Annotated in this window: 18 protein-coding genes; 12 read left to right on the top strand and 6 right to left on the bottom strand. The window is 59.3% G+C overall.

Features of this window, described 5'->3' with window-relative positions; genetic code table 11:
- Positions 1-146 precede the first annotated feature (146 nt).
- Positions 147-584 carry a Z-ring associated ZapG family protein gene (locus tag ATH90_RS04430; RefSeq protein ID WP_003171734.1) on the top strand — a complete coding sequence of 146 codons (438 nt, stop codon included), beginning with the start codon at positions 147-149 and terminating at the stop codon, positions 582-584.
- A gap of 134 nt (positions 585-718) precedes the next feature.
- On the opposite strand, the gene ATH90_RS04425 is transcribed toward ATH90_RS04430, so the two are convergent.
- From ATH90_RS04425 to ATH90_RS04415, 3 genes are all read right to left on the bottom strand, one after another.
- On the bottom strand, positions 719-2443 hold the full coding sequence (locus ATH90_RS04425) for an ABC transporter ATP-binding protein/permease (RefSeq protein WP_034102148.1): 1725 nt from the start codon (positions 2441-2443) through the stop codon (positions 719-721).
- 100 nt (positions 2444-2543) lie between these two features.
- Entirely contained in the window at positions 2544-3104 is a 561-nt protein-coding gene (locus tag ATH90_RS04420; RefSeq protein ID WP_003171731.1) for a response regulator transcription factor, read from the bottom strand.
- Positions 3097-4359, bottom strand: a complete 1263-nt coding sequence (locus ATH90_RS04415; RefSeq protein ID WP_034102146.1) for an ATP-binding protein — start codon at positions 4357-4359, stop codon at positions 3097-3099. The genes ATH90_RS04420 and ATH90_RS04415 overlap by 8 nt, the downstream gene beginning before the upstream one ends.
- Positions 4360-4564: 205 nt before the next feature.
- Here ATH90_RS04415 and ATH90_RS04410 point away from each other — a divergent pair, with 205 nt between their 5' ends.
- From ATH90_RS04410 to ATH90_RS04360, 11 genes are all read left to right on the top strand, one after another.
- On the top strand, positions 4565-5275 hold the full coding sequence (locus ATH90_RS04410; protein WP_034102144.1) for an SIMPL domain-containing protein: 711 nt from the start codon (positions 4565-4567) through the stop codon (positions 5273-5275).
- A gap of 229 nt (positions 5276-5504) precedes the next feature.
- Positions 5505-9374, top strand: coding sequence for a dermonecrotic toxin domain-containing protein (locus ATH90_RS04405; protein WP_141537459.1), 3870 nt, complete (start codon positions 5505-5507; stop codon positions 9372-9374).
- Positions 9375-9482: 108 nt separating this feature from the next.
- Positions 9483-11084: an ABC transporter substrate-binding protein gene (locus tag ATH90_RS04400; protein WP_098465779.1), complete on the top strand. Its 1602-nt coding sequence runs from the start codon at positions 9483-9485 to the stop codon at positions 11082-11084.
- Positions 11085-11342: 258 nt separating this feature from the next.
- Positions 11343-12971 (top strand): ABC transporter substrate-binding protein, encoded by a 1629-nt coding sequence (locus tag ATH90_RS04395; protein WP_034102141.1) that lies wholly within the window; start codon positions 11343-11345, stop codon positions 12969-12971.
- 304 nt (positions 12972-13275) lie between these two features.
- Complete coding sequence (locus ATH90_RS04390) at positions 13276-14880, top strand: ABC transporter substrate-binding protein (protein ID WP_034102139.1); 1605 nt, start codon at positions 13276-13278, stop codon at positions 14878-14880.
- A 170-nt stretch (positions 14881-15050) separates the two neighbouring features.
- Positions 15051-16445 (top strand): OprD family outer membrane porin, encoded by a 1395-nt coding sequence (locus ATH90_RS04385; RefSeq protein ID WP_034102137.1) that lies wholly within the window; start codon positions 15051-15053, stop codon positions 16443-16445.
- Between the two features lie 80 nt (positions 16446-16525).
- Positions 16526-18121 (top strand): ABC transporter substrate-binding protein, encoded by a 1596-nt coding sequence (locus tag ATH90_RS04380; protein WP_034102135.1) that lies wholly within the window; start codon positions 16526-16528, stop codon positions 18119-18121.
- Positions 18122-18197: 76 nt separating this feature from the next.
- The gene (locus ATH90_RS04375) at positions 18198-19208 is read left to right on the top strand and encodes an ABC transporter permease subunit (RefSeq protein WP_034102486.1); all 1011 of its coding nucleotides are present in this window, start codon (positions 18198-18200) and stop codon (positions 19206-19208) included.
- A gap of 10 nt (positions 19209-19218) precedes the next feature.
- On the top strand, positions 19219-20130 hold the full coding sequence (locus ATH90_RS04370; RefSeq protein ID WP_003188486.1) for an ABC transporter permease subunit: 912 nt from the start codon (positions 19219-19221) through the stop codon (positions 20128-20130).
- A 10-nt stretch (positions 20131-20140) separates the two neighbouring features.
- Positions 20141-21109 carry an ABC transporter ATP-binding protein gene (locus ATH90_RS04365; RefSeq protein ID WP_034102134.1) on the top strand — a complete coding sequence of 323 codons (969 nt, stop codon included), beginning with the start codon at positions 20141-20143 and terminating at the stop codon, positions 21107-21109.
- Positions 21109-22080 (top strand): peptide ABC transporter ATP-binding protein, encoded by a 972-nt coding sequence (locus ATH90_RS04360; RefSeq protein WP_034102132.1) that lies wholly within the window; start codon positions 21109-21111, stop codon positions 22078-22080. Before ATH90_RS04365 ends, ATH90_RS04360 begins: the two co-directional genes overlap by 1 nt.
- 117 nt (positions 22081-22197) lie before the next feature.
- Here the strand turns inward: ATH90_RS04360 and ATH90_RS04355 are convergent, their stop codons facing one another.
- From ATH90_RS04355 to ATH90_RS04345, 3 genes are all read right to left on the bottom strand, one after another.
- On the bottom strand, positions 22198-22461 hold the full coding sequence (locus ATH90_RS04355) for a hypothetical protein (protein WP_034102130.1): 264 nt from the start codon (positions 22459-22461) through the stop codon (positions 22198-22200).
- Between the two features lie 96 nt (positions 22462-22557).
- Positions 22558-22803 (bottom strand): hypothetical protein, encoded by a 246-nt coding sequence (locus ATH90_RS04350; RefSeq protein WP_034102128.1) that lies wholly within the window; start codon positions 22801-22803, stop codon positions 22558-22560.
- Positions 22804-22938: 135 nt separating this feature from the next.
- On the bottom strand, positions 22939-24522 hold the full coding sequence (locus ATH90_RS04345; RefSeq protein ID WP_098465778.1) for a peptide chain release factor 3: 1584 nt from the start codon (positions 24520-24522) through the stop codon (positions 22939-22941).
- Between the last annotated feature and the right edge of the window lie 331 nt (positions 24523-24853).

The following is a 24853-nucleotide window of genomic DNA, read 5'->3' as shown; positions in this document are numbered from 1 at the left end:
AGCAAGGAATGAACTCCGTGACCTCTCAAAGGGTCGACTCGTCTAGCTAAAAGTCTGTGCATGGCATCATTGCGAGCTTAATCGCGGTATACAGCGCAGGTCCGAGCCGTTAACGTAAAGCAAAGCCGTTTATAGAGGAAGGACTCGTGGAACACTCGCTCTTAGTTTGGTTGTTGCCGACTCTTGCCCTGGTTGCCGGTGTCGCCATTGGTTTCCTGGTTGCTCGCTTGCTGCCGAATGCCGCGCCTAACCGCACGCAGCGTCAGCTGGATGACATTCAGGAACGTTTTGACAGTTATCAGAACGAGGTTGTTACCCACTTCAACAGCACCGCGACCCTGGTCAAGAAGCTCACCCAGAGCTACCAGGAAGTACAGGATCACCTCGCCGATGGCGCCAATCGCCTGGCCCTCGACGACATCACCCGTCAGCGCCTGCTGGCCGCGCTGCATTCCGATGCACCGCAAACCCCACGGGAACGCCTGACCCCGCCCCGGGAAAACCAGGAACCACCACGGGACTACGCGCCAAAAACGCCGAACGCCCCAGGCATGCTGGATGAGCATTACGGTTTGAAGAAGTAAGTCCTCTTCAAGCAATCAAAAAGCCCGGCTGATCGATGATCAGCCGGGCTTTTTGTTGGGCGCTCAATCCATCACGCAACGCTGATCACCTGTTGGAGCAGGCAAGCCAGCGCCCACAGTGACCGAGTATCGCTTCAAGCAGGTTGTTGTTCTTGCAACCGCCCCCCCTCGATACGCACATGCCGCCCATGGAAACGCTTGAGGCTGCTGCGGTGGCCGACACTGACGATACTCAGCCCCGGCAACTCATCGATCAACGCCTGATACAACGTCGCCTCATCCTCTTCATCCATGGCCGAGGTCGCTTCGTCCATGTACAGCCATTGCGGTGCGAACAGCAACGCACGGGCGAACGCCAAGCGTTGCTGTTCACCGGGTGAGAGCATGCGCTGCCAGTGATTGGCCTCATCCAGCCGTCCAACCAGGTGCGGCAGGCGGCAAGTATCAAGGACCTGTGCATAACGCTCTGCCGAATACACGCTGTCGTCCTGTGGATAACTCAACACCGCCTTCAACGTGCCAATCGGCAAGTAGGGCTTCTGCGGCAGGAACAGATAACGCTTGGCCGGCAGGCGAATGCTGCCGTGACCGGCAGGCCAGAGATGACCCATCGCGCGCAACAAGGTACTTTTGCCGCTGCCGGAACGGCCGCTGAGCATCACGCGCTGACCCGGCTCAACGACCATGTCGGCGTCGGCCAGCAGGTGGCGACCATCGCCCAGGTCCATGCCCAGCCCTTGCACCACAAGGCGTTCGCCCTCGGCGCTCACATCGATGGCCGCGGGACGCTGCTCGTTGTCACGCATGGCCTGCTGGAAGCTCAATAGACGGTCGCTGGTCGCACGCCAGGTCGCCAGGTCGGCGTACGCGCTGATAAACCAGCTGAAGTTGCCTTGCACGTTGCCGAACGCCGAGTTGATTTGCATCAGTTCGCCCAGCTCGATCTTGCCCGCGAAGTAGCGCGGAGCGGCCACGATAAACGCAAACACCATAGCGATCTGTTCGTAGCCGGCGGTGAAGAACGTCAGGCGCTTGGACACCTTCATGATGTCCCAGTAGTTATGCCAGACCTTCCCGAAGCGCGCGCTCAAGCGTTGATTCTCGTTGGGCTCGCCGTTGTACAGGGCGATGCTCTCGGCATTCTCCCGCACCCGCACCATGGAAAAACGCAGGTCCGCTTCGAAACGTTGTTGCTGGTTGCTCAAACCGATCAAACGGCGACCGATCAGGTGGGTCAACCAACTGCCGACGACGGCGTACACCAATGCACACCAGAACATGTAGCCAGGGACCGTGATACCGAAGACCTCGATGCTGCCCGACACGCCCCACAGGATGATCGAGAACGACACCAGGCTGACCACGTTGCGCAGCAGGCCCAGGCCGAGGCTCAAGGTGTTCGAGGTAAAGCTGTTGAGGTCTTCGGAAATCCGCTGGTCCGGGTTATCGGTGTAGCCGCCCTGCTCCAGCTGGTAGTAGTTCTTGTGGCCAAGCCAGCGCGCAAAATGCTTTTCAGTGAGCCACGCCCGCCAGCGGATCGTCAGCATCTGGGTCAAGTAGAGGCGGTATACCGCGCCGAGAATGGCCACCGTGGCGATGCCGCAGAAATAGCCGATCTGTTGCCAGAAGGCGGCGGTGTCCTTGTTCTCCAGGGCGTTGTAGAAGTCCTTGTACCAGTGGTTGAGCCACACGGAAATCGCCACGCTGAACAGCGACAGGCCGATCACCACCGCCAGCAACAACCAGGCCTTGCCCTTCTCTTCACTGCGCCAATAGGGCGTGATCATCGCCCAGGTGCGGCGAAAGAATTGCCCACGCACCGCGTCGTTGACCGCGGAGTACTCAGCGTTCTGATTCATCGTTCAGGCTCGGTAGGGAAAAGGTGACAGGCATTCGAACCGATCATAGTTGATCGGTTCGCAGCTCCGTGCGGCCTGAAGCAGATTGTTCAGCCGGCGTTCAGCGACGTACCGGGCGCTTCTGCAGCTTGCGCTGCAAGGTGCGGCGGTGCATGCCCAGGGCGCGGGCCGTGGCGGAGATGTTGCCTTCATGCTCGGTGAGCACGCGCTGGATGTGCTCCCACTGCAGGCGGTCCACCGACATCGGGTTTTCCGGCACCAGGGTGTCCAGGTCAGCGTGCTCGGACAGCAACGCTGCCAGCACATCATCAGCATCCGCGGGCTTGCACAGGTAGTTGCAGGCACCGCGCTTGATCGCCTCGACGGCGGTGGCAATGCTGGAATAACCGGTGAGGATCACCACGCGCATTTCCGGGTCGAGTTCCAGCAGCTTGGGCAACAGCACCAGGCCGGAGTCGCCATCCATTTTCAGGTCGAGCGCGGCGTAGTCCGGCAGGTCGGCCTGGGCGATGGTCAGGCCTTCCTCGGCAGACCCGGCGGTGCTGACCCGGAAACCGCGACGGCTCATGGCGCGCGCCATCACGCGGGTAAAGGTGGCGTCGTCATCTACCAGCAGCAAGTGCGGCAGTTCTTCGCCTTCGACTTGGATCTCGTCACTCATCGATATCTCCTCGTGCGACACGGGGCAGGCGCAGCTCGGTAAGCGTGCCGCCTTCCTCATGACTATAGAGCTTCACTGAGCCGCCCGCGCGGGTCACGCTGGCCTTGCTCAAGAATAGGCCCAGGCCGAAGCCCTTGCCCTTGGTGGTAAAGAAAGGTTTGCCGATCTGCTCGGCAATGGCCAGCGGCACGCCCGCGCCGTGGTCACGAATACTGATGGTGACGTTTTCCGCGTCCCAGTCCAGCTGCACGCCCAGGCCTTCGGGGCAGGCGTCGGCGGCATTGTTCAACAGGTTGAGCAGCGCCTGGGTCAAATCCGGAGGCGGTGCCATGCGTGGCACGGTGCCCTGCCCTAACAGATGAAAACGGTAACTCGCTTCAGGACGCATCAGGTGCCAGCGGTTCAAGGCTTCGTCGAGCCACTGGGTCACGTCCTGCATCTCCACCGCCAGTCGGCGATTGGCTTCGGCGGCGCGCACCAGTTGTTGCAAGGTCTGCTTGCACTGCTTGACCTGCTCCTGCAGCACACTCAGGTCATCCTGCAGCGCCGGGTCGTGATGGTCCTGGGTCATTTCCTTGAGCAACACGCTCATGGTGGCCAACGGCGTACCCAACTCATGGGCCGCCCCCGCTGCCTGGGTGGCAACGGCCAGCAGTTGCTGATCGCGCAAACCTTCTTCACGGCGAATGGCGCGCAGTTCTTCCTGGCGCCGCAGTTCTTCGGCCATGCGTGCGGCGAAAAAGGTGATGACCGCGGCGGACAGGGCAAAACTCAGCCACATCCCGTAGATCTGCAGGTTTTCCCGGGCGATGGGAAAGGTCTGCAGCGGGTAGAAGCGCGCCAGCAGCAGGGTATACAGGGTCAGGGCGATGCCCGACAGCACCACCGAATAGCGCCACGGCAGGGTCACGGCGGCGATGGTCAGTGGCACCAGGTAGTACGAAACGAACGGGTTGGTGGAGCCACCGGAGAAATACAGCAACACACTGTGGATAAACAGGTCGCAGGCCAATTGCAGGGCGTATTCCAGCTCGGTCACCGGCCAGGTTGTGCGCAACCGGATGGCGGTGAACACACAGAGCACCGTGGAGAAACCCAGGGTCACGGCCAGTTGCAGCCACGGCAGCGGCAACAGGTCGAACCAATAGGCGAGCCCGACGGAGCCGGCCTGTGCGGCCAGGACCAGGGTACGGATGAACGTCAGCCGCCAGAGGTTCTGGCGGGTGGCGGAAGTCAGTTTTACGGCGGCGAGCATGAGCTCTCCCGGTGAGCGCTGCAGGCGGATCGGCAGGAGTATAAACGAAGCAGGCGCGCTGGCACGGCGCGTGTGGCTCTTTGCCGCAGGCCGGGCAAATGACCGTTCGTCGGCATCCCCCTCACTTGTAGGTAATGTGTAAACCCGAAGAACCCAGTGCCAGCGTCTACAGTCATACCGAACACGAACACCCCAAGGAGCTTCCATGTCTCGTTTCATTCGCAGTGCCGCCCTCATCACCCTCAGCGCGAGCGCCCTGGCCAGCCTGCCGGCTACGGCCGCCGACGCACTGAACTACAACCAGATTTCCTTGCGCGCCGAGGTCAGCCAGGAGGTGGCCCGGGACAAGATGATCGTTACCCTCTACACCGAATCCCAGAACAGCGACCCGGCCAAACTGGCTGCCGAAATCACGACCACCCTGAACACGGCCCTGGGCCAGGCCCGCGAAGTCAAAGGCGTGACCCTGCGCCAGGGCAGCCGCAACAGCTACCCGATCTACGACAACAAGAACCAGAAGATCACCGGCTGGCGCGAGCGCGCTGAACTGCGCCTGGAAAGCGCAGACTTCCCGGCGCTGTCCAAACTCACCGGCGAGCTGTTGAACACGCTGAAAATGGAGAACATGGACTTCGCCATCGCCGACGCCACGCGCAAGTCCAGCGAAGACGCGTTGCTCAAGGACGCGGTCGCCGCGTTCAAAGCACGCGCGCAACTGGCCACCGATGCGCTGGGCGGCAAGGGCTACAAGATCGTCAACCTGAACTTCAACACCAACGGCTACCCAATGCCGTATGCCCGTGGCGGCATGATGATGAAGGCAGCCATGGCGGATTCGGCGCCAACGCCTGAAGTGGAAGCGGGCACCAGCCAAGTATCCATGTCGGCAGATGGCGTGATTGAAGTCATCCAGTAAGGCCTGCCCCCATCCTGAAACGGCACGGCCTAAAAAACCGTGCCGTTTTTTTGCGTAAAGCAATCCCAATACGACACGCGTCGCGTCAGCCTTTTCGTAACATTCCGCCATCAATCAGCACTGTCGTTGTGGAATTGGTCATCCGGTTCTGGACACTCACCTACACCCTCCCAGACTAGCAAGGAGAGCACGGCGGGCAGGTATCCAAACCACAGCGAGAACTGAATTAATGACCATCACAGCACCCCGTTCGTCCGTCCTTGCGCCTCACAGCCCAGCGCTCGCCATTCAGCAAGACTCCACCGCCCCAAGTGTGATTAATGTACCGCCCAGCAGCCGCGCCGAGGGCGACCGCCAATTGGCACAAAACCTGGTCGGCGCACTGCAAAAGACGAAGGATGATGGGCAGGCACCTGTTCAGGTTCCCCCCTCTTCTACGCTGGGTCAGTGGCGAACCCAATTGGTGATCGCACTGAGGAACCCTGAGTTTCAAAACTGGATAAAGGCCAAGGGGATCAGGCCTGAAAGCATTGTGATTTTTCCAGACTCCGGCGCCATCATGGTCACGATCAACCATCAGCGCAGCACGTTCACCCTCAACGACAACTCCGGATGGTCCACCGTAGCCGGCCCTATTGTGTCGGCAAGCAAAGTGATAGGGAGCGGCAGTGGTGACTCCATTCACTATCCTGAGGTTTTTCGCGACACCGCTGAACTGAAAAACGTGGCGTCATTCTATGGGGTGCCAGCCCTGGAAGATGCGACGGTCAAAGAAATCGAGCGCACTCGCGCGTTCCCTCCGATTGAACCGACAGATGCGCAAAGGTCGCCGTCAGTACGCGGAGACAACGCATTGGGTGAACAACAGCAGGTCCTGGCTGCCATTTATCAGCGCAACAGCGCCAGCCTTGCCCCGCCCGGCGATGCGCAGTTGGTGCAGCGCTTCACCGGCGAATGGCAAAAAAAGATGGAGGGTGGCACCGCTGGCCTGGTCACCGTCCCGGCTCAAACCACATTAGGCCAATGGCTGGCACTCTATGGCGCCCTGCTGGAAACGCCAGTGGTAAAAAACTGGATGCGCGATCAGAACATCGATCCAGGCACCCTGAAAATCGTTCCATCCACCGGCGCCATGTCGGCGACGGTCGCCGGTAACACCAAAAACTTCTCACTGACCGACGATTCGGGCTGGCGGCAAATTGCGGGGCCGTTGCTGGAAGCAGGCAAGGTGATCGCCCCCTCTGCGAAACAGTCCTTGAGCGTATCCTTTGACCAAGGCGTCGCAGCCGTTTCCCTGAAAGTGGTTGCCAAGTTCTATGGAGAATCTACCCCTGCCAACGTGGCTGCGTGCATGCCGCGTATAGAACAGTTGAATAGGCAGAAAAGCTTTGACGCCGTGCCAGATGAACGGCAATCGGCATACGCCCTTGAGGCACTCAGGCGCAATGCCGCCAAAGCTTACGCAGTGGCGCCTGCCAAGCTCGCCTACACACGCCTGGCAACCGGCGTGGCAAAGGCTGTTCCCGAACCGCGTGCGCAAGCGAAACAATTGGCGGAAAAAATACTCCGGGAAAACCTGTCGACAGAGCAACTGGCCAAGCTTGAACCGCTGGATGCAGACAAGCTGTACCTGAACCGTTTTCAGGGAGGTGTTGCACCGTCGACGGCACGATCCGGGTGGGACCATCCGGGCGAGGAGCCTAAACGCTCACTCACTCTGACCGAGGCGGTGCTGAGTAACTTTACCGAACACGATTGGCTTCCGGGAGAGCTCGACAATAACGCCGGCATTTATGTGGATGGCCCAGGGCAAAGTAAAAAGCAGGGCTACGGGGCCCACAACGAAGTGGCTATCGACCCTTCAACCTTTATGCGCGCCGTCTGGAAAGCCGACTTCCAGGGCGAGATGACCCAAAAAATAGACGCGTTCTGGGCCGAGCACGGTACTGACTACCGCACGGCTTCAAAGGGGGAGTTCGTCAATCAAGCGCGCCAGCAGCTCAAGGCGCAAGACGCAAAAAGCGCCTCTGAACGTGCGTCACAGGCAGGCGAACACCAATTTACCCGGTCTGACTACCAACTGGTGATGAAGGCCGTTTCCAACGTCCCTGCGGACCCAAAAGCCCCTGCCACGCTTGAGCAGTTGCAGGCTGAAGCGCCAACAGAAGGCAAAGTGCGCGCGCATGTCTTCGATATCAACGGTTGGCCCAGCAATATCATCCGTTTTGCTGACGCGGATGACGGCCAGTACAACTACGAAAATAACCGTCGAGACGGCCGACAAATCCTCTATCTGCCTGGCGCTACACCTGCGTTCTTGCGGTTTGATTCGCTCAAGAAAATGGACGATTGGGTGGTCGAGCAGGCCAAGGACCCGAAAAAACGCGAAGCCCTGGCCTCGCACTTTTCTCTGTACAACCGCCAGGACGGTGGGAGTTTTGGCAAGTATGGCGTCGATTCGGCACTCGCCCACCTGGCCACTGGCGACTGGGAGAACTGGGAGGGAAAAACCATCGACCGTCGAGATATTAAAATCGCGGGTGATGTCTTCACGCACCTGCGTGACAACGCCAGGGAGCGCATGACGAGTGACGCCGATACCGTGATCAAGTCCAACAGCGAGGTCACCCGGGACACTTGGCTCAATGATATTTCCGCGGGCGCAGGCCTCTTGGCCAAACTGGCCCCCCTGGGTTTGCCTGTCGCCCTGGCAGGGATTGGCACCGGCCTCACCCAAATGGCGCTGGGAACGGAGAAATCCTATTCGGGCGACGCACAGGCCGAGCGCAAAGAAGGCGCCTGGAAGATTTTCGATGGCGCCCTCAATACCTTGTTTTCGGCACTCCCCGGTGCAGAGAAAGCAAATGATCCGTTCGATTTATCGGAAGAAGAGCTTTCATCATCTCCCGTTTCAAACATTGATGACACACCAAGATCCACTCCCGACGGTTCAGATGACATACCGCTGCGCAAGGGTGCGCGCAGCGCAACGCCACCACGCCAATCCTCAAGCAGCCTCATTAAAATGAGCGCGCACGCAGTGTCCGATGGAGAGGCATCAATCAAAAATGTCACGCCTGATGCGTTGGGTGTTTATAGGGTCCAGGATGCCGACGGCCTGTACCGCGCGTTCGTTCGTTTTACCGATGAAACAGGCAGCAGCAAGGTATTTGAACTCAAGGGGCATTACAAAACAGGCGATATGTTTGCGTCGATCATCAACCCCAAAACCGGCAAGGCCGTGATGAGGGTTAACCCCGGCCGCAATCGTGAGTGGGCGCGGGCGCCCGCAGATGGCGGGGTAAAATGGCCATGGGAGCGCACGCCATCACCTACGCTGAGTGACGACATGAAGTCCACCTCCACCTTCTCCAACCAATTCCGCGATCTCGACGGCAAGAAATTGTCCGCCGGTAAACGAGCGGATGAATTCTTGAAATTCAGCGAAGGAAGCCATTACGAATTCGCCAGCAACAACTACGAGGACAATGGCGTCATCAAGGCAAACGCCAGGGTGTCCTGGAACCTCGACGAAACCGGATTCGCCGTGGAGGCTGGCGAAAAAGCACAAATCACAGAGCACAGTTCCAGTGAGTACTCCCCCAACTTTGTCTTGGATATAAACCGTAACCCCTACACCGTCACCACGACAGAAAACAGGCTGCTAAATACTCAGCGACTGAATGCCGAGGCAGACTCGGCCGAGGGCATCCGGCAAGCACGATTGAAGCAGTTTGAGCAAGCCGTCCCCGATGCCGATTTGCGCGCCCGTATCTCCGAAGTGGCGCATCAGGGCTCCATTGCACCCGCGACCATCGATTTGAACGGGGGCTCGGTGCTGCAGGACGGCTACTACTTCGGCGCTGACGATACCCAGTTTCATATCGAGCATGTCCCTGCCAAGGACGTGACCACGGTACGGATCACATCCAGAGGGCACCTCTCCAATCCGGAGCAGGATATCAACCATGTTCCTGGCGTGGAGGTCACCATCACCAGGACATTTACGATACGCGCGAGCAACGAACTGGACGCGCCCTATGTGATCGATAAAAACGCGCCAACCAATATCGAGGTGTCCGTCGCACCCGGTCCGTAAGGCGGGTCAATAACTGCCCTCTTACCTGATCCCCCTGAACGGCGTTACCCTCGGTAGCGCCGTTTTCGTTTGAGCAGCTCATATATGCCTGCCACTTCAGGGGTCTCCATGGAAAGAATCACCTTAAAACCGCTGCTCCTCGCCGCCGGCCTGTTGGCTTTTATGCCGATGGCCCATGCGGCCACCACCCTGGTCTACTGCTCCGAAGCCAGCCCCGCCGGATTCGACCCCAGCCAGTACACCAGCGGCACCGATTTTGATGCTTCCGCTGAAACCGTGTTCAACCGCCTGACCCAGTTCAAGCGCGGCGGCACCGAAGTGGAGCCCGGCCTGGCGACGAGCTGGGAGGTCTCCAAAGACGGCCTGACCTACACCTTCCACCTGCGCGATGGCGTCAAGTTCCACACCACCGATTTCTTCACCCCTACCCGCGATTTCAACGCGGATGATGTGCTGTTCACCTTCAATCGGCTGCTGGATGCACAGAGCCCCTTCCGCCAGGCCTACCCCTCCGAATCGCCGTACTTCACCGACATGGGTTTGAACACCACGATCAAGAGCGTCGACAAACTTGACGAACACACCGTGCGCTTCAACCTGAATAACGTCGATGCATCATTTGTGCAGAACCTGGCCATGAGCTTCGCCTCGGTGCAGTCCGCCGAGTACGCTGCCCAACTGTTGAAACAAGGCACAGCCTCGGACATTAACCAGAAGCCCGTGGGCACCGGGCCGTTTGTGTTCAAGCGCTATCAGAAGGACTCGCAGATCCGCTACGTGGCCAACAAACAGTATTGGAAGCCCGAGGACGTGAAGCTCGACAACCTGGTGTTCGCGATCACCCCGGATGCTGCATCGCGCCTGCAAAAGCTCAAGGCTGGCGAATGCCAGGTCAGTGGTTACCCACGCCCTGCCGACATTGAAGTGATGAAGCAGGACCCGAACCTGCGCGTGCTGCAACAGGCCGGGTTCAACCTGGGCTTCCTGGCCTACAACGTGACCCACCCGCCGTTGGACCAGCTCAAGGTGCGCCAGGCGCTGGACATGGCCATCGACAAGCCGGCGATTATCAAGGCCGTGTACCAGAGCGCCGGGCAATTGGCGCAGAACGCGCTGCCGCCTGCGCAGTGGTCTTATGACCCCAGCATCAAGGATGCACCCCACGACCCGACCAAAGCCCGTGCGCTACTAAAAGAAGCAGGGGTTGCACCTGGTACCACCATCAACCTCTGGGCAATGACCGTACAACGTGCGTCCAACCCCAACGCGCGCATGTCGGCACAAATGATCCAACAGGATTGGGAGAAAATTGGCATCAAGGCCAATATCGTCAGCTATGAGTGGGGCGAGTACATCAAGCGCGCTAAAAACGGTGAGCATGACGCGATGATCTACGGCTGGACTGGCGACAATGGCGACCCGGATAACTGGTTGGGCGTGCTCTACAGTTGTGCCGCAGTCAAGGGCAGCAACTACGCCAAATGGTGTAACCCGGCCTACGATAAACTCGTGCAACAAGCCAAGGTCAGCAACGACCGCGAGCAGCGCATCAAGTGGTATCAACAGGCACAGAAAATCCTTAAGGAACAAGTACCTATAACGCCCATTGCAAACTCGACGGTTTTCCAACCACTGCGCAAGGAAGTGAAGGACTTCAAGATCAGCCCCTTTGGACTGACCCCGTTCTATGGCGTGAGTCTAGATAAGTAACAGCGACGCCCCAACCGAGTGCGCTAGACGCCTCGGTTGGTCATTTTTGGTGCGTCTGCTGCACCGAAAAAACCCTCAAAATATGCGCAAATATGTACAAACTTTCATAATTGCGACATTCCTGTACGTTCGTACCACTGTTTCACCCTCGTAACGGTTCAGCATCTTGCATTGGGTATGGCGCCTGCATAAGTATCCGCAGGCCGACTCACGAGGTCGCCCTCACCACCAAAAATGACAACAAATCATGAGGCCAACATGCTTAAACACGCAGTCATTCCGTTAATTGTTAGCGCTGGCCTTATGGCCGCAGCTCCTTTCGCCCAAGCGGCGACTAACCTGGTGTTCTGCTCCGAAGGGAGCCCGGCCGGTTTTGACCCAGGCCAGTACACCACCGGAACAGACTTCGATGCCTCGGCCGAAACCATGTTCAACCGCCTGACCCAGTTCGAACGCGGCGGCACCGCTGTGATTCCTGGCCTGGCTACCAGCTGGGACGTTTCCCCGGATGGCTTGACCTACACCTTCCACCTGCGCGACGGCGTCAAGTTCCACACCACCTCGTACTTCAAGCCGACCCGTACCTTCAATGCCGATGACGTGCTGTTCACGTTCAACCGCATGATCAACAAGGACGATCCGTTCCGCAAAGCCTACCCCACCGAGTTCCCGTACTTCACGGACATGGGGATGGACACCAACATCAAGAACATCGAGAAGGTCGATGAACACACCGTCAAGTTCACCCTTGGCACCGTGGACGCCGCCTTCATCCAGAACCTGGCAATGAGCTTCGCTTCGATCCAGTCGGCTGAATACGCCGCCCAACTGCTGAAAGAAGGCAAGGCCGCGGACATCAACCAGAAGCCAATCGGCACTGGCCCGTTCGTGTTCAAGAGCTACCAGAAAGACTCGAACATCCGCTACACCGGCAACAAGGACTACTGGAAACCTGAAGACGTGAAGATCGACAACCTGATCTTCGCCATCACCACTGACCCGTCGGTGCGTATCCAGAAGCTCAAGAAAAACGAATGCCAGATCACCTTGTTCCCACGTCCGGCCGACCTCAAGGCGCTGGAAGCTGACAAGGACCTGAAACTGCCGAACCAGGCTGGTTTCAACCTGGGCTACATCGCCTACAACGTCATGGACAAGGTCAAGGGCAGCGACCAGCCGAACCCGCTGGCTGACCTGCGCGTACGCCAGGCGCTGGACATGTCGGTGAACAAGCAGCAGATCATCGACTCCGTGTACCAGGGCGCCGGCCAATTGGCCGTCAACGCCATGCCGCCGACCCAATGGTCGTATGACACCACCATCAAGGACGCCAAGTACGATCCGGAGAAAGCCAAGTCGCTGCTCAAGGAAGCCGGCGTCAAGGAAGGGACTGAAATCGTCCTGTGGGCCATGCCGGTTCAGCGTCCGTACAACCCGAACGCCAAGCTGATGGCGGAAATGCTGCAAAACGACTGGAAGAAGATCGGTCTCAACGTGAAGATCACCAGCTACGAGTGGGGCGAGTACATCAAGCGCTCCAAAGGTGGCGAGAACCAGGCCATGATCATTGGCTGGAGCGGTGACAATGGTGACCCGGACAACTGGCTGAACGTGCTGTTCGGCTGCGACTCGCTGTCCGGTAACAACTTCTCCAAATGGTGCGACAAGAAATTCGATGGCATCGTGAAAGAAGCCAAGGCCACATCGGATGTCGCCAAACGCACCGAGCTGTACAAGCAGGCGCAACATATCCTCAAAGATGCAGTCCCGATGACACCTATCGCGCACTCGACGGTGTATCAACCCATGCGCAACACCGTGCAGGACTTCAAGATCAGCCCGTTTGGCTTGAACTCCTTCTACGGCGTGAGCGTAAGCGGCAAGTAAGGAGCCTTGACGGCGACGTTTCATAACGTCGCCGTTATTGCATCCGCCAGGCCCGTAGGAAACAAACCACGCTCGCAGTCGTTGCGTCCTACAGCAATGAACTGCGATGCGCGGCGCCGTTGCCTACAAGGTCAATCCGATTTGGCGCATTTACTGTGAAGTCCGCGACCCATAACGTCGTAGGACGGCAGAAGCTCCATATTCGGAAAGGCACTTGCTGAGTGTGGGATCAGTGATGTTTCCCTGGCCGTACGCCAGGGTGATTGTTCACTGATGACAATTACAAACAAGGATCGGGATCGTCATGCGCCATACCACCGTTCTATCCGCAATTTTTGGCACCAGCCTGCTGGCTGTGGCCACGATGGGCCAGGCCGCCGACAAGAAGAGCCTGGTGTTCTGCTCGGAAGGCAGCCCGGCTGGCTTTGACACCGCGCAATACACCACCGCCACCGATAACGATGCGGCCGAGCCGCTGTACAACCGTCTGGTTGAGTTTGAAAAGGGCGAGACAGGTGTCGTACCCGCGCTGGCTACCAAGTGGGATATTTCGCCAGATGGCCTGACCTACACCTTTCACCTGCGTGAAGGGGTGAAATTCCACAGCAACAAGGAATTCAAGCCGACGCGGGACTTCAATGCCGACGACGTGCTGTTCACCTTCAATCGCATGCTTGACCCCGACCACCCGTTCCGCAAGGCCTACCCCACCGAGTTTCCGTACTTCAACGGGATGAGCCTGAACAAGAATATTGCCAAGGTCGAGAAAACCGACCTGCACACGGTGGTGATCACCCTGAACACGGTTGACGCCGCGTTCATCCAGAACATCGCCATGAGCTTCGCCGCTATCCTGTCGGCTGAATACGCCGAGCAATTGCTCAAGGCCGGCAAACCCAGCGACATCAACCAGAAGCCGATCGGCACTGGCCCCTTCGCGTTCCAGCGCTATCAGAAAGATTCGCAGATCCGTTATGTGGCCAACAAACAGTACTGGGACCCGAGCAAGGTCAAGCTGGACCAGTTGATTTTCGCCATCAACACCGACCCGTCGGTGCGGGTGCAAAAACTCAAGGCCGGCGAATGTCAGGTGACCCTGCATCCACGCCCGGCTGACGTCGACGCCCTCAAGGCGGACCCCAAGCTGCAACTGCTGACCAAACCAGGGTTCAACCTCGGCTACATCGCCTACAACGTGCGCCATAAGCCGTTCGACCAGCTTGAAGTGCGCCAGGCGCTGGACATGGCGGTGAACAAGCAGAGCATCCTGAATGCGGTGTACCAGGGCGCAGGGCAACTGGCGGTCAACGCCATGCCGCCGACGCAATGGTCCTACGACGACAGCATCAAGGACGCCGCCTACAACCCGGAAAAAGCCAAGGAACTGCTCAAGGCTGCCGGCGTGAAGGAAGGCACCGAAATCACCCTGTGGGCGATGCCCGTACAACGCCCCTACAACCCCAACGCCAAGCTGATGGCCGAGATGCTGCAAAGCGACTGGGCCAAGATCGGCCTCAAGGTCAAGATCGTCAGCTATGAGTGGGGCGAGTACATCAAGCGCACCAAGAACGGTGAGCACGATGTGAGCCTGATCGGCTGGACCGGCGACAATGGTGACCCGGACAACTGGCTGGGCACCCTCTACAGCTGCGACGCCATCGGCGGGAACAACTACTCCATGTGGTGTGACCCGGCGTACGACAAGCTGATCAAGCAAGCCAAGGTCGTGACCGACCGCGAACAAAGGACTGTTCTCTACAAACAGGCGCAGCAACTGCTCAAGCAGCAGGTGCCGATCACGCCAGTCGCCCACTCGACGGTCAACCAGCCGTTAAGCGCCAACGTCGAAGGGTTCAAAGTCAGCCCCTTCGGCCGCAACGTGTTCTCGGGCGTCAGTATCACCCCATAAGAAAATAACCGGATTGCGCAGGGCGAAACCCGCCTTGCTGCAAACGCGCGGCCTTTTGTTGGGATTTTTCCTACGCCAAACGTTTGCCATGGCTTGAACGAGTTACACACCCAATAGCCGGATCACCAAAAAAGACCGGCATTAAAAAGAGAACCAAAGGAGCTTCATCAATGAAACTGAGCAGCAAAGCGCTTCTGGCCCTGGCCATCAGCAGCATCACGGCCACCGCCTACGCTGAATCCACCAGCCAGGACTTCGTTCCCACCACATTGGCCGGCACCAGCGCCCAAAGCGAAGCCAAGGGCTTTATCGAAGACTTCAGCCTGGGTGGCACCACGCGTAACTGGTACTCCCACGAGAGCAAGTACCGTGGCGGCAACTTCGAATACCAGAAGCACGGTCAAACCCGTACCGACCGTAACCGTACCAACTGGGTACAGGGCACCATCATCAACGCCAGCTCGGGTTTCACCCAAGGCACCGTAGGCGTCAAGACCGAATTGGCGGTCTACAACGCGTTGGTCCTGGACCGCAGCAAGCGTGACATCAAGGGCGGTTCCAACCGTACACTGGCTGACTCCGACGGTGATGCAGTAGGCCAGTGGAGCAAACTGGGCCTGGCCAACGTGCAGTTCCGCGTATCGAACACCACCTTGACCGCCGGTCGTCAGAACTTCAGCAGCGGCATCGTCGACACCATCGGCAACCGTGCACTGCCATCGAGCTTCGAAGGTGTGAGCTTCAACAGCGAAGAGTTCAGCAACCTGTCGTTCCAGGGCGGCGTGTTTGACCGCGTTTCGCCACGTACCGAACAGAGCCTGTCGAAATTCCGTAGCGAATACGGCAATGGCGCGGAGACCGACAAGGTGTCCACCCTGGGCCTGAACTACCAGCCGCTGAAAAGCCTGAAAGTCAGCGTCTTCGGCGCTAACGTGAAGGACTTCTGGAACCAGTACTACTTCGGCGCTACCCACGAGTTGGGTGATGCCCAGCAACTGGCGCTGACCACCGGTTTCAACTACTACAAAACGGTCGATGAAGGCAAAAAAGAGATGGGGGAAATCGACAACGATACCTTCTCCCTGTCCCTGGGCCTGGCGCACCAGGCTCACAGCCTGACGTTCTCCTACCAGCAAGTGAACGGTAACGAGTACTTCGACTACCTGCACGAAACCAACGGCATCTACCTGGCCAACTCCCTGACCTCTGACTTCAACGGTCCGAACGAGAAATCCTTCCAGATCGCCTACGGCATCAACATGGCCGAATACGGCGTGCCAGGCCTGAAGTTCAACGCCTACTCGGCGCGCGGCTGGGACATCGACGGTACTCACTACACCGGCAACAACGGCCGGGCCAAGTTCGCCTACGACGGCATCCAGAAACAAGACGGCGAAAAACACCAGGAATACGGTGTAGGCGCCTCTTACGCCATCCAGAGCGGCGCGCTCAAGGCCACCACCGTGCGTGCAACCTACGTTGAGCACCGCGGTAGCGAGTTCCAATCCGACGGCAGCATCAAAGAGTTCCGTCTGGTGACCACCATCCCGTTCAACATTCTTTAATTAGCGCCAGGTAGACGGCGGGCTCAGGACGAGCCCGCCGTCTACGCTTGTCTGGTCCCATCGATTGCAGAGGGCTATGAATGAAAATGCTTCCGCTACAAGCCACCATGGCCGCCGCGCTGTTGAGCGTGGCGATCGGCGTTTCGGCCAAACCACTGGTTGTCTGCACCGAAGCCAGCCCGGAAGGTTTCGACCCGGTCCTGTACACCACGGCCGTGACCGCAGACGCCGCCGCTGAAACCATGTTCAACCGTCTGGTGGACTTCAAGCCAGGCACCACTGAAATCGTTCCCGCGCTCGCCAAGACCTGGGAAATCAGTGATGACGGCCTGACCTATACGTTCCACCTGCGTGATGACGTCAAGTTCCACACCACCGACTACTTCAAGCCCACGCGCAACTTGAATGCCGATGACGTGCTCTGGAGCTTCCAACGCCAGTTGGACCCGAAACACCCTTGGCATAACAAATCCGCCACAGGTTTCCCCTATTTCGAAAGCATGGGCTTCAAGGAACTGCTCAAAAGCGTCGAGAAGACTGATGACCACACGGTGGTCTTCACCCTGACGCGCCCTGAAGCACCGTTCCTGGCCGATGTCGCGATGCCGTTTACCGCCATCCACTCCGCTGAATACGCCGACAAACTGCTCGCCGCCGGTAAGACCGATGAGCTCAATAGCAAGCCGATCGGCACCGGCCCGTTCATCTTCATCCGCTATCAGAAAGATGCTCAGGTACGCTTCAAGGCCAACCCGGAATACTTCCGTGGCAAGCCGCCGGCCGACCCGTTGATCCTGGCCATTGCCGTCGACAACAACGTGCGCCTGCAGAAGCTCAAGGCCAACGAATGCCAGGTCGCGCTATATCCCAAGCCCGATGACCTGCCCAGCATCAAGAAAGACCCGAACCTGAAGGTCGATGAACTGGCGGCGATGACCACCGCCTACACCGCACTGAACACCACCCACAAGTACATGAGCGACGCGCGGGTGCGTCATGCGATCAACATCGCGTTCGACAAAAAAGGCTACAACGAATCGCTGTACGGCAAAGGCAACGCTGTCGATGCCACCGGCCCGTTTCCACCCACGCTGCTGGGATTCAACGACAAGCTGAAAAACCCACCGCGCGACCTCGATAAGGCCCGCGCCCTGCTCAAGGAAGCCGGCGTGCCGGAAGGCACCGAGTTCACCCTGTTCACCCGTAACGGCGGCGGCCCGACCAACCCTAACCCGATGCTCGGCGCACAGCGCATGCAGGCGGATCTGGCGCAGATTGGCCTGAAGGTGAATATCAAAGTCATGGAATGGGGCGAAATGCTCAAGCGTGCTAAAAACGGCGAGCACGACATGGTGTCCGCCGGTTGGGCGGGGGATAACGGCGACCCGGATAACTTCCTCACGCCGAACCTGAGTTGCGATGCAGCGAAAAACGGCGAAAACTACGCGCGCTGGTGTAACAAGGAGTTTCAAGACTTGATCGACAAGGCGCGCGCTATCGCTGAACCCGCACAACGCGCTGCACTCTATGAACAAGCAATGGACGTTTTCGACAAGGACCAACCGTGGATTCCCATGGCTTACCCGAAAATGTTCACCGCCATGCGCAAGAACGTCGAGGGATATACCCAAAGCCCTCTGACGAACAATAACTTCGCCACTACCCAGGTGAAGTAAATAAGAAAAACGCTCGGCACCGTCGACACTGACGGTGCCGGACCTGCCTAACCGGCTGATTGAGGTAAACGACAAGATGTTTAGTTTTATTGCCCGCCGACTGGGGTTATTGATCCCCACGTTTTTCGGCATAACGTTGCTCACGTTTGCGTTGATTCGCATGATCCCTGGCGACCCCGTTGAAGTCATGATGGGCGAGCGGCGCGTCGACCCCGAGATGCACGCACAGGCAATGGAACGCCTTGGCCTTAACAAGCCGTTGTATGCGCAATACCTGGATTACGTCGGCAAGCTCGCCCAGGGCGACCTTGGCGAATCGCTGCGCACCCGCACCAGCGTGTGGACCGAATTCACCGCGCTCTTCCCGGCGACCCTGGAACTGTCCATGGCTGCCCTGTTGTTCGCCGGTATCCTGGGCCTGTTGGCCGGGGTGATCGCGGCGCTGAAGCGAGGATCCCTGTTCGACCATGGGGTAATGGGCATCTCCCTGGCGGGATATTCGATGCCGATCTTCTGGTGGGGCCTGATCCTGATCATGTTCTTCTCGGTAAGCCTGGGCTGGACCCCGGTTTCCGGGCGTATCGACCTGCTCTACGACATCGAGCCGCGCACCGGCTTCATGCTGATCGACACCCTGCTGGCTGACGAGCCGGACGCCTTCTTCGACGCCCTGCACCACCTGATCCTGCCGGCCATCGTGCTCGGCACCATCCCGCTGGCGGTGATCGCGCGGATGACCCGTTCGTCGATGCTCGAAGTCCTGCGTGAAGACTACATTCGCACCGCCAAGGCCAAGGGCCTGTCGCCGGCACGCGTGGTGTTCGTGCACGGACTGCGCAACGCACTGATCCCGGTGCTGACCGTGGTCGGCCTGCAAGTCGGCACGCTGCTGGCCGGTGCGGTCCTGACCGAAACCATCTTCTCCTGGCCCGGCATCGGCAAATGGCTGATCGAAGCCATTGGCGCGCGGGACTACCCGGTGGTGCAGAACGGCATCCTGCTGATCGCCTGCCTGGTGATCCTGGTGAACTTCGTAGTGGATGTCCTCTACGGCTTCGCCAACCCACGCATCCGTCACCAGCGCTGAGATCATGACCATGACCACACCTACTCAAGTGTCAGCAGTCGATCAAAGCCTGCTGTACCCGTCCCCGTACAAAGAATTCTGGCAAGCCTTCTCCAAGAACAAAGGCGCGGTTGCCGGCCTGCTGTTCATGTTGCTGATCGTGTTCTGCGCGATTTTCGCCCCATGGGTTGCACCGCATAACCCGAGCGAGCAATACCGCGACTTCCTGCTGACCCCACCGGCCTGGCTGGAAGGCGGGCAGATGCAGTTCCTGCTCGGCACCGACGAACTGGGCCGTGACTTGCTCTCGCGCCTGATCCAGGGCTCGCGCCTGTCCTTGCTGATCGGTTTGTCGTCGGTGGTGATGTCGCTGATCCCGGGCATCCTGCTGGGCCTGTTCGCCGGCTTCTTCCCGCGCCTGCTCGGCCCGACCATCATGCGCCTGATGGACATCATGCTGGCCCTGCCGTCGCTGCTGCTGGCCGTTGCCATTGTCGCGATCCTCGGCCCTGGCCTGATCAACACCGTGATTGCGATCGCTATCGTGTCGCTGCCGTCCTACGTCCGCCTGACCCGCGCTGCGGTCATGGGCGAACTGAACCGCGACTACGTGACCGCCGCCCGCCTCGCCGGCGCAGGCCTGCCGCGCCTGATGTTCATCACCGTGCTGCCTAACTGCATGGCGCCGCTGATCGTCCAGGCCACCCTGAGTTTCTCCTCGGCGATCCTCGATGCCGCGGCCCTGGGCTTCCTTGGTCTTGGCGTACAACCGCCAACCCCCGAGTGGGGCACCATGCTGGCTTCGGCCCGTGACTACATCGAACGCGCCTGGTGGGTCGTGAGCCTGCCTGGTTTGACCATTTTGCTCAGCGTGCTGGCAATCAACTTGATGGGTGACGGCCTGCGCGACGCGCTGGACCCGAAACTCAAGAACGCCGCCTGAGGAGATTCCCATGTCACTGTTAGAAATCAAGAATCTCAACGTCCGCTTCGGCGACAAGACCGCCGTACCGGTGGTCGATGGCCTCGACATTTCCGTCGACAAAGGCGAAGTACTGGCGATCGTTGGCGAGTCGGGGTCGGGTAAATCCGTGACCATGATGGCGCTGATGGGCCTGATCGAGCATCCCGGCATCGTCACCGCCGACGCGCTGAACTTTGACGGCAAGGACATGCTCAAGTTGAGCAACCGCCAGCGCCGCCAGATCGTCGGCAAAGACCTGGCGATGGTGTTCCAGGACCCGATGACCGCCCTGAACCCCAGCTACACCGTGGGGTTCCAGATTGAAGAAGTGCTGCGCCTGCACCTGAAAATGTCCGGCAAGCAAGCGCGCAAGCGTGCCATCGAGCTGTTGGAAAAGGTTGAAATCCCGGGCGCTGCCAGCCGTATGGATGCATACCCGCACCAACTCTCCGGTGGCATGAGCCAGCGGGTGGCAATCGCCATGGCGATTGCTGGCGAGCCAAAACTGCTGATCGCCGACGAACCGACCACCGCTCTGGACGTCACCATTCAAGCGCAGATCATGGACCTGCTACTGGCCCTGCAGAAAGAGCAGAACATGGGCCTGGTGCTGATCACCCACGACCTCGCGGTCGTGGCGGAAACCGCCCAGCGCGTGTGCGTGATGTACGCAGGGCAAGCAGTCGAGGTCGGCCAGGTGCCGCAACTGTTCGATATCCCAGCGCACCCGTACAGCGAAGCCCTGCTCAAGGCGATCCCCGAGCATAGCCTCGGCGCCACGCGTCTGGCCACGCTGCCGGGTATCGTGCCCGGTCGTTATGACCGTCCGCAGGGTTGCCTGCTGTCGCCGCGTTGCCCGTACGTGCAGGAAAACTGCCGCACCCAGCGTCCCGGCCTTGACCCGAAAAGCAACAGCCTCGCGCGCTGCTTCTACCCCTTGAACCAGGAGGTGGCGTAATGGCCGTCGTTCTTACCGCCCGCGACCTGACCCGTCACTACGAAGTGTCCCGTGGCCTGTTCAAGGGCCATGCCACTGTGCGTGCCCTCAATGGCGTGTCCTTCGAGCTGGAAGCCGGCAAGACCCTCGCCGTTGTGGGCGAGTCGGGTTGCGGCAAATCCACCCTGGCCCGTGCACTGACGCTGATTGAAGAACCGTCCTCGGGCTCGTTGAAAATCGCCGGCCAGGAAGTCGCCGGCGCCGACAAGGCTCAGCGCAAGCAATTGCGCAAAGACGTGCAGATGGTGTTCCAGAGCCCGTACGCCTCGCTGAACCCTCGGCAGAAAGTCGGTGATCAACTGGGTGAGCCGCTGTTGATCAACACCAACCTGTCCGCCGCCGAACGCCGCGAGAAAGTGCAGGCGATGATGAAGCAAGTGGGCCTGCGCCCTGAGCATTATCAGCGTTACCCGCACATGTTCTCCGGTGGTCAACGCCAGCGGATCGCCCTCGCCCGCGCCATGATGCTGCAACCGAAAGTGCTGGTTGCCGATGAGCCAACCTCCGCACTGGACGTATCGATCCAGGCCCAGGTGCTCAACCTGTTCATGGACCTGCAGCAGGAGTTCAACACAGCCTACGTGTTCATCTCCCACAACCTCGCGGTGGTGCAACACGTTGCCGACGACGTGATGGTGATGTACCTCGGCCGCCCGGTTGAAGTGGGCCCCAAGGAAGACATCTACGCCCGCCCGCTGCACCCGTATACCCAGGCACTGCTGTCGGCCACCCCGACCATCCACCCGGACCCGAACAAGCCGAAGATCAAGATCGTCGGCGAGCTGCCCAACCCGCTGAACCCGCCACCTGGCTGCGCGTTCCACAAGCGTTGCCCGTATGCGACAGCGCGTTGCAGCAGTGAGGAGCCGTTGTTGCGGCCGCTGGACAACCGCCAGGTGGCTTGCCACTACGCGGAGCAGTTCGTGGCCTGAGCCTGCGTGCAACAAAAATGCCCTGGCGATAAAGCCAGGGCATGACAGGTGTTCTACAAGCCCTTTCCATCAGGTTGCGCATCAGCCTGTTGGGAGGGGCTTTTTTTTGATCAGCGCCTACGTTTGGCTGTCGCCATCATCGTCGTCTGGGTCGTCACTGTCCGGCTCGTTAGTGGTGGAGTCATCATCGTCCTTGCTGCCACCCTGGTCTTGGTCCCCAGGCTCGGCTTCGGACTTGGCCAGTTGCAGGCCCTTGTCATGCGACGCCGACACGCTCGCCTGACCGCTCTGCACCGGGTTATGTGCCCAGGCCGTCGACATCCCCAACGACAACAGCACCAGCACTTTTATCAACAGCACCACACGTTGAAAAATACTCATGGTCGATTTCCATCCAGTCAGTAGATGAATCTGCACGACAGCGGTTTACCCTCATCAGCTTAGACGCTAGTTCCAATGCCGGGTTTACGCCAGGCGTCAGGTGTCGCCATCGTCGTAGGTCTCGCTGTCCTCGCCTTCGTTGTAAGGGTTTTCTGCATCCTCCTTGGGCGCAGGCTGGGCCTGGGGCTGCCAACTGCCGGAGTTGACCTCCTGCTGCTTTTTCTTGGTAACCGGGCCGGTGTCTTTCCACTGCGGCGCCCCTGCGCCCGCCAGGGCTGGAAGGGCCGTCAGCCCTAGGGCGGCCAGCAACACCAGGGGGATGGCGCGTTGAGTATTTCGCACGATTGTCTCCTTTACAGTCGGTGGGTAAACGCTAGACCCGATGCAGGGTTATCGCCAATCCCACGCTTGATGGAGACAAAAAAATGTGGGAGGGGGCAAGCCCCCTCCCACATTTTGTTTTGCAGCGCTCAGGAATTAGTGGTGCTCGCGGGTCGCGCGGAATTTCACATCCGGCCAGCGCTCTTCCATCAACGCCAAGTTCACCCGGGTCGGAGCCAGGTAGGTCAGGTGACCACCGCCGTCCACCGCCAGGTTTTCCACAGCCTTGTTGGAGAACTCTTCCAGCTTCTTCATATCGCTGCAATCGATCCAGCGCGCGGAGTACACGGTGATTGGCTCGTAGGAGCATTCGACCTTGTATTCCTCTTTCAGGCGGCTGGCGACCACGTCGAACTGCAGCACGCCGACGGCGCCGAGGATGATGTCGTTGCTGCGCTCGGGGAAGAACACCTGGGTGGCGCCCTCTTCCGCCAATTGCTGCAGGCCCTGGCGCAGTTGCTTGGATTTCAGCGGGTCACGCAGGCGTACGCGGCGGAACAGTTCCGGGGCGAAGTGCGGGATGCCGGTAAAGCCCAGCGCTTCGCCTTCGGTGAAGGTGTCGCCGATCTGGATGGTGCCATGGTTGTGCAGGCCGATGATGTCGCCGGCGTAGGCTTCTTCGAGCTGTTCACGCTCGGAGGAGAAGAACGTCAGGGCATCGCCGATGCGCACGTCCTTGCCGGTGCGCACGTGGCGCATCTTCATGCCTTTTTCGTATTTGCCGGAGCAGATGCGCATGAAGGCGATACGGTCGCGGTGCTTGGGGTCCATGTTCGCCTGGATCTTGAACACGAAGCCCGAGAACTTCTCTTCCACCGGCTCCACGGTGCGCTCGTTGGCCACGCGTGCCAGTGGGCGCGGCGCCCAGTCGACGACAGCATCGAGTACGTGGTCGACACCGAAGTTGCCCAGGGCGGTCCCGAAGAACACCGGGGTCAGTTGGCCGTCGAGGAACTCCTGCTGGTTGAACTCATGACAGGCGCCCTGCACCAGTTCCAACTGGTCGACAAAGCGGTCGTACTCGTCACCCAGGTGGGCGCGGGCTTCGTCCGAGTCGAGTTTCTCGATGATCTTGGTTTCGGTGCGCTCGTGACCATGGCCGGCGGTGTAGACAATGATGTAGTCGTCGGCCAGGTGGTACACGCCCTTGAAGTCGCGGTAGCAACCGATCGGCCAGGTAATCGGCGCGGCCTTGATCTTCAGGACGGCTTCGATTTCATCGAGCAACTCGATCGGGTCGCGGATATCGCGGTCGAGTTTGTTGATGAAGCTGACGATCGGCGTGTCACGCAGACGGCACACGTCCATCAGCGCGATGGTACGTGGCTCTACGCCCTTACCGCCGTCGAGGACCATCAACGCCGAGTCCACTGCAGTCAGGGTGCGGTAGGTGTCTTCGGAGAAGTCTTCGTGGCCCGGGGTGTCGAGCAGGTTGACCATGTGGTCGCGATACGGGAACTGCATGACCGACGTGGTAATGGAGATACCCCGTTGTTTTTCCATTTCCATCCAGTCGGAGGTGGCATGGCGGTCGGATTTGCGGGATTTCACCGTGCCGGCCACTGCGATTGCCTTGCCCATCAGCAAGAGCTTCTCGGTGATGGTGGTTTTACCGGCATCGGGGTGGGAAATAATGGCGAAAGTGCGGCGTTTCGCGACTTCGGCGGCCTGGTGGGTCATGGGAAATCGCCTGGCAGGTGAGTCAAAAAAGGGCTGCGAGTATAGCGCAAACCCCGGGTGCCGGACCACCGTTCACCCGATTGGGGGTGGCTAAATGCTGCCAAGTGTGGAACCTTTTAAAAGGTAGAGACGTCCACTCCCCTGCTGCCGCACTCGGAACAGGGGCTGATAAATCAGCAAGTTAGCCTGACGAGGCTGCGCTCATGGCTCGATCGCATACCGCGTTGCCGGTATCGGCGAGCTGCATTTCGCGACCACATTCGCCGACAGCCAGGAATGGCATTGCCGCTAGGAAATGTGTTCGCCGACAAAAGAAAAAAGGAGTCCGCCT

Source organism: Pseudomonas lurida, assembly GCF_002563895.1.
Classification (GTDB): domain Bacteria; phylum Pseudomonadota; class Gammaproteobacteria; order Pseudomonadales; family Pseudomonadaceae; genus Aquipseudomonas; species Aquipseudomonas lurida.
Note: the sequence above shows the minus strand (reverse complement) of the source record. Positions and strands in the feature narration are given on the sequence as shown.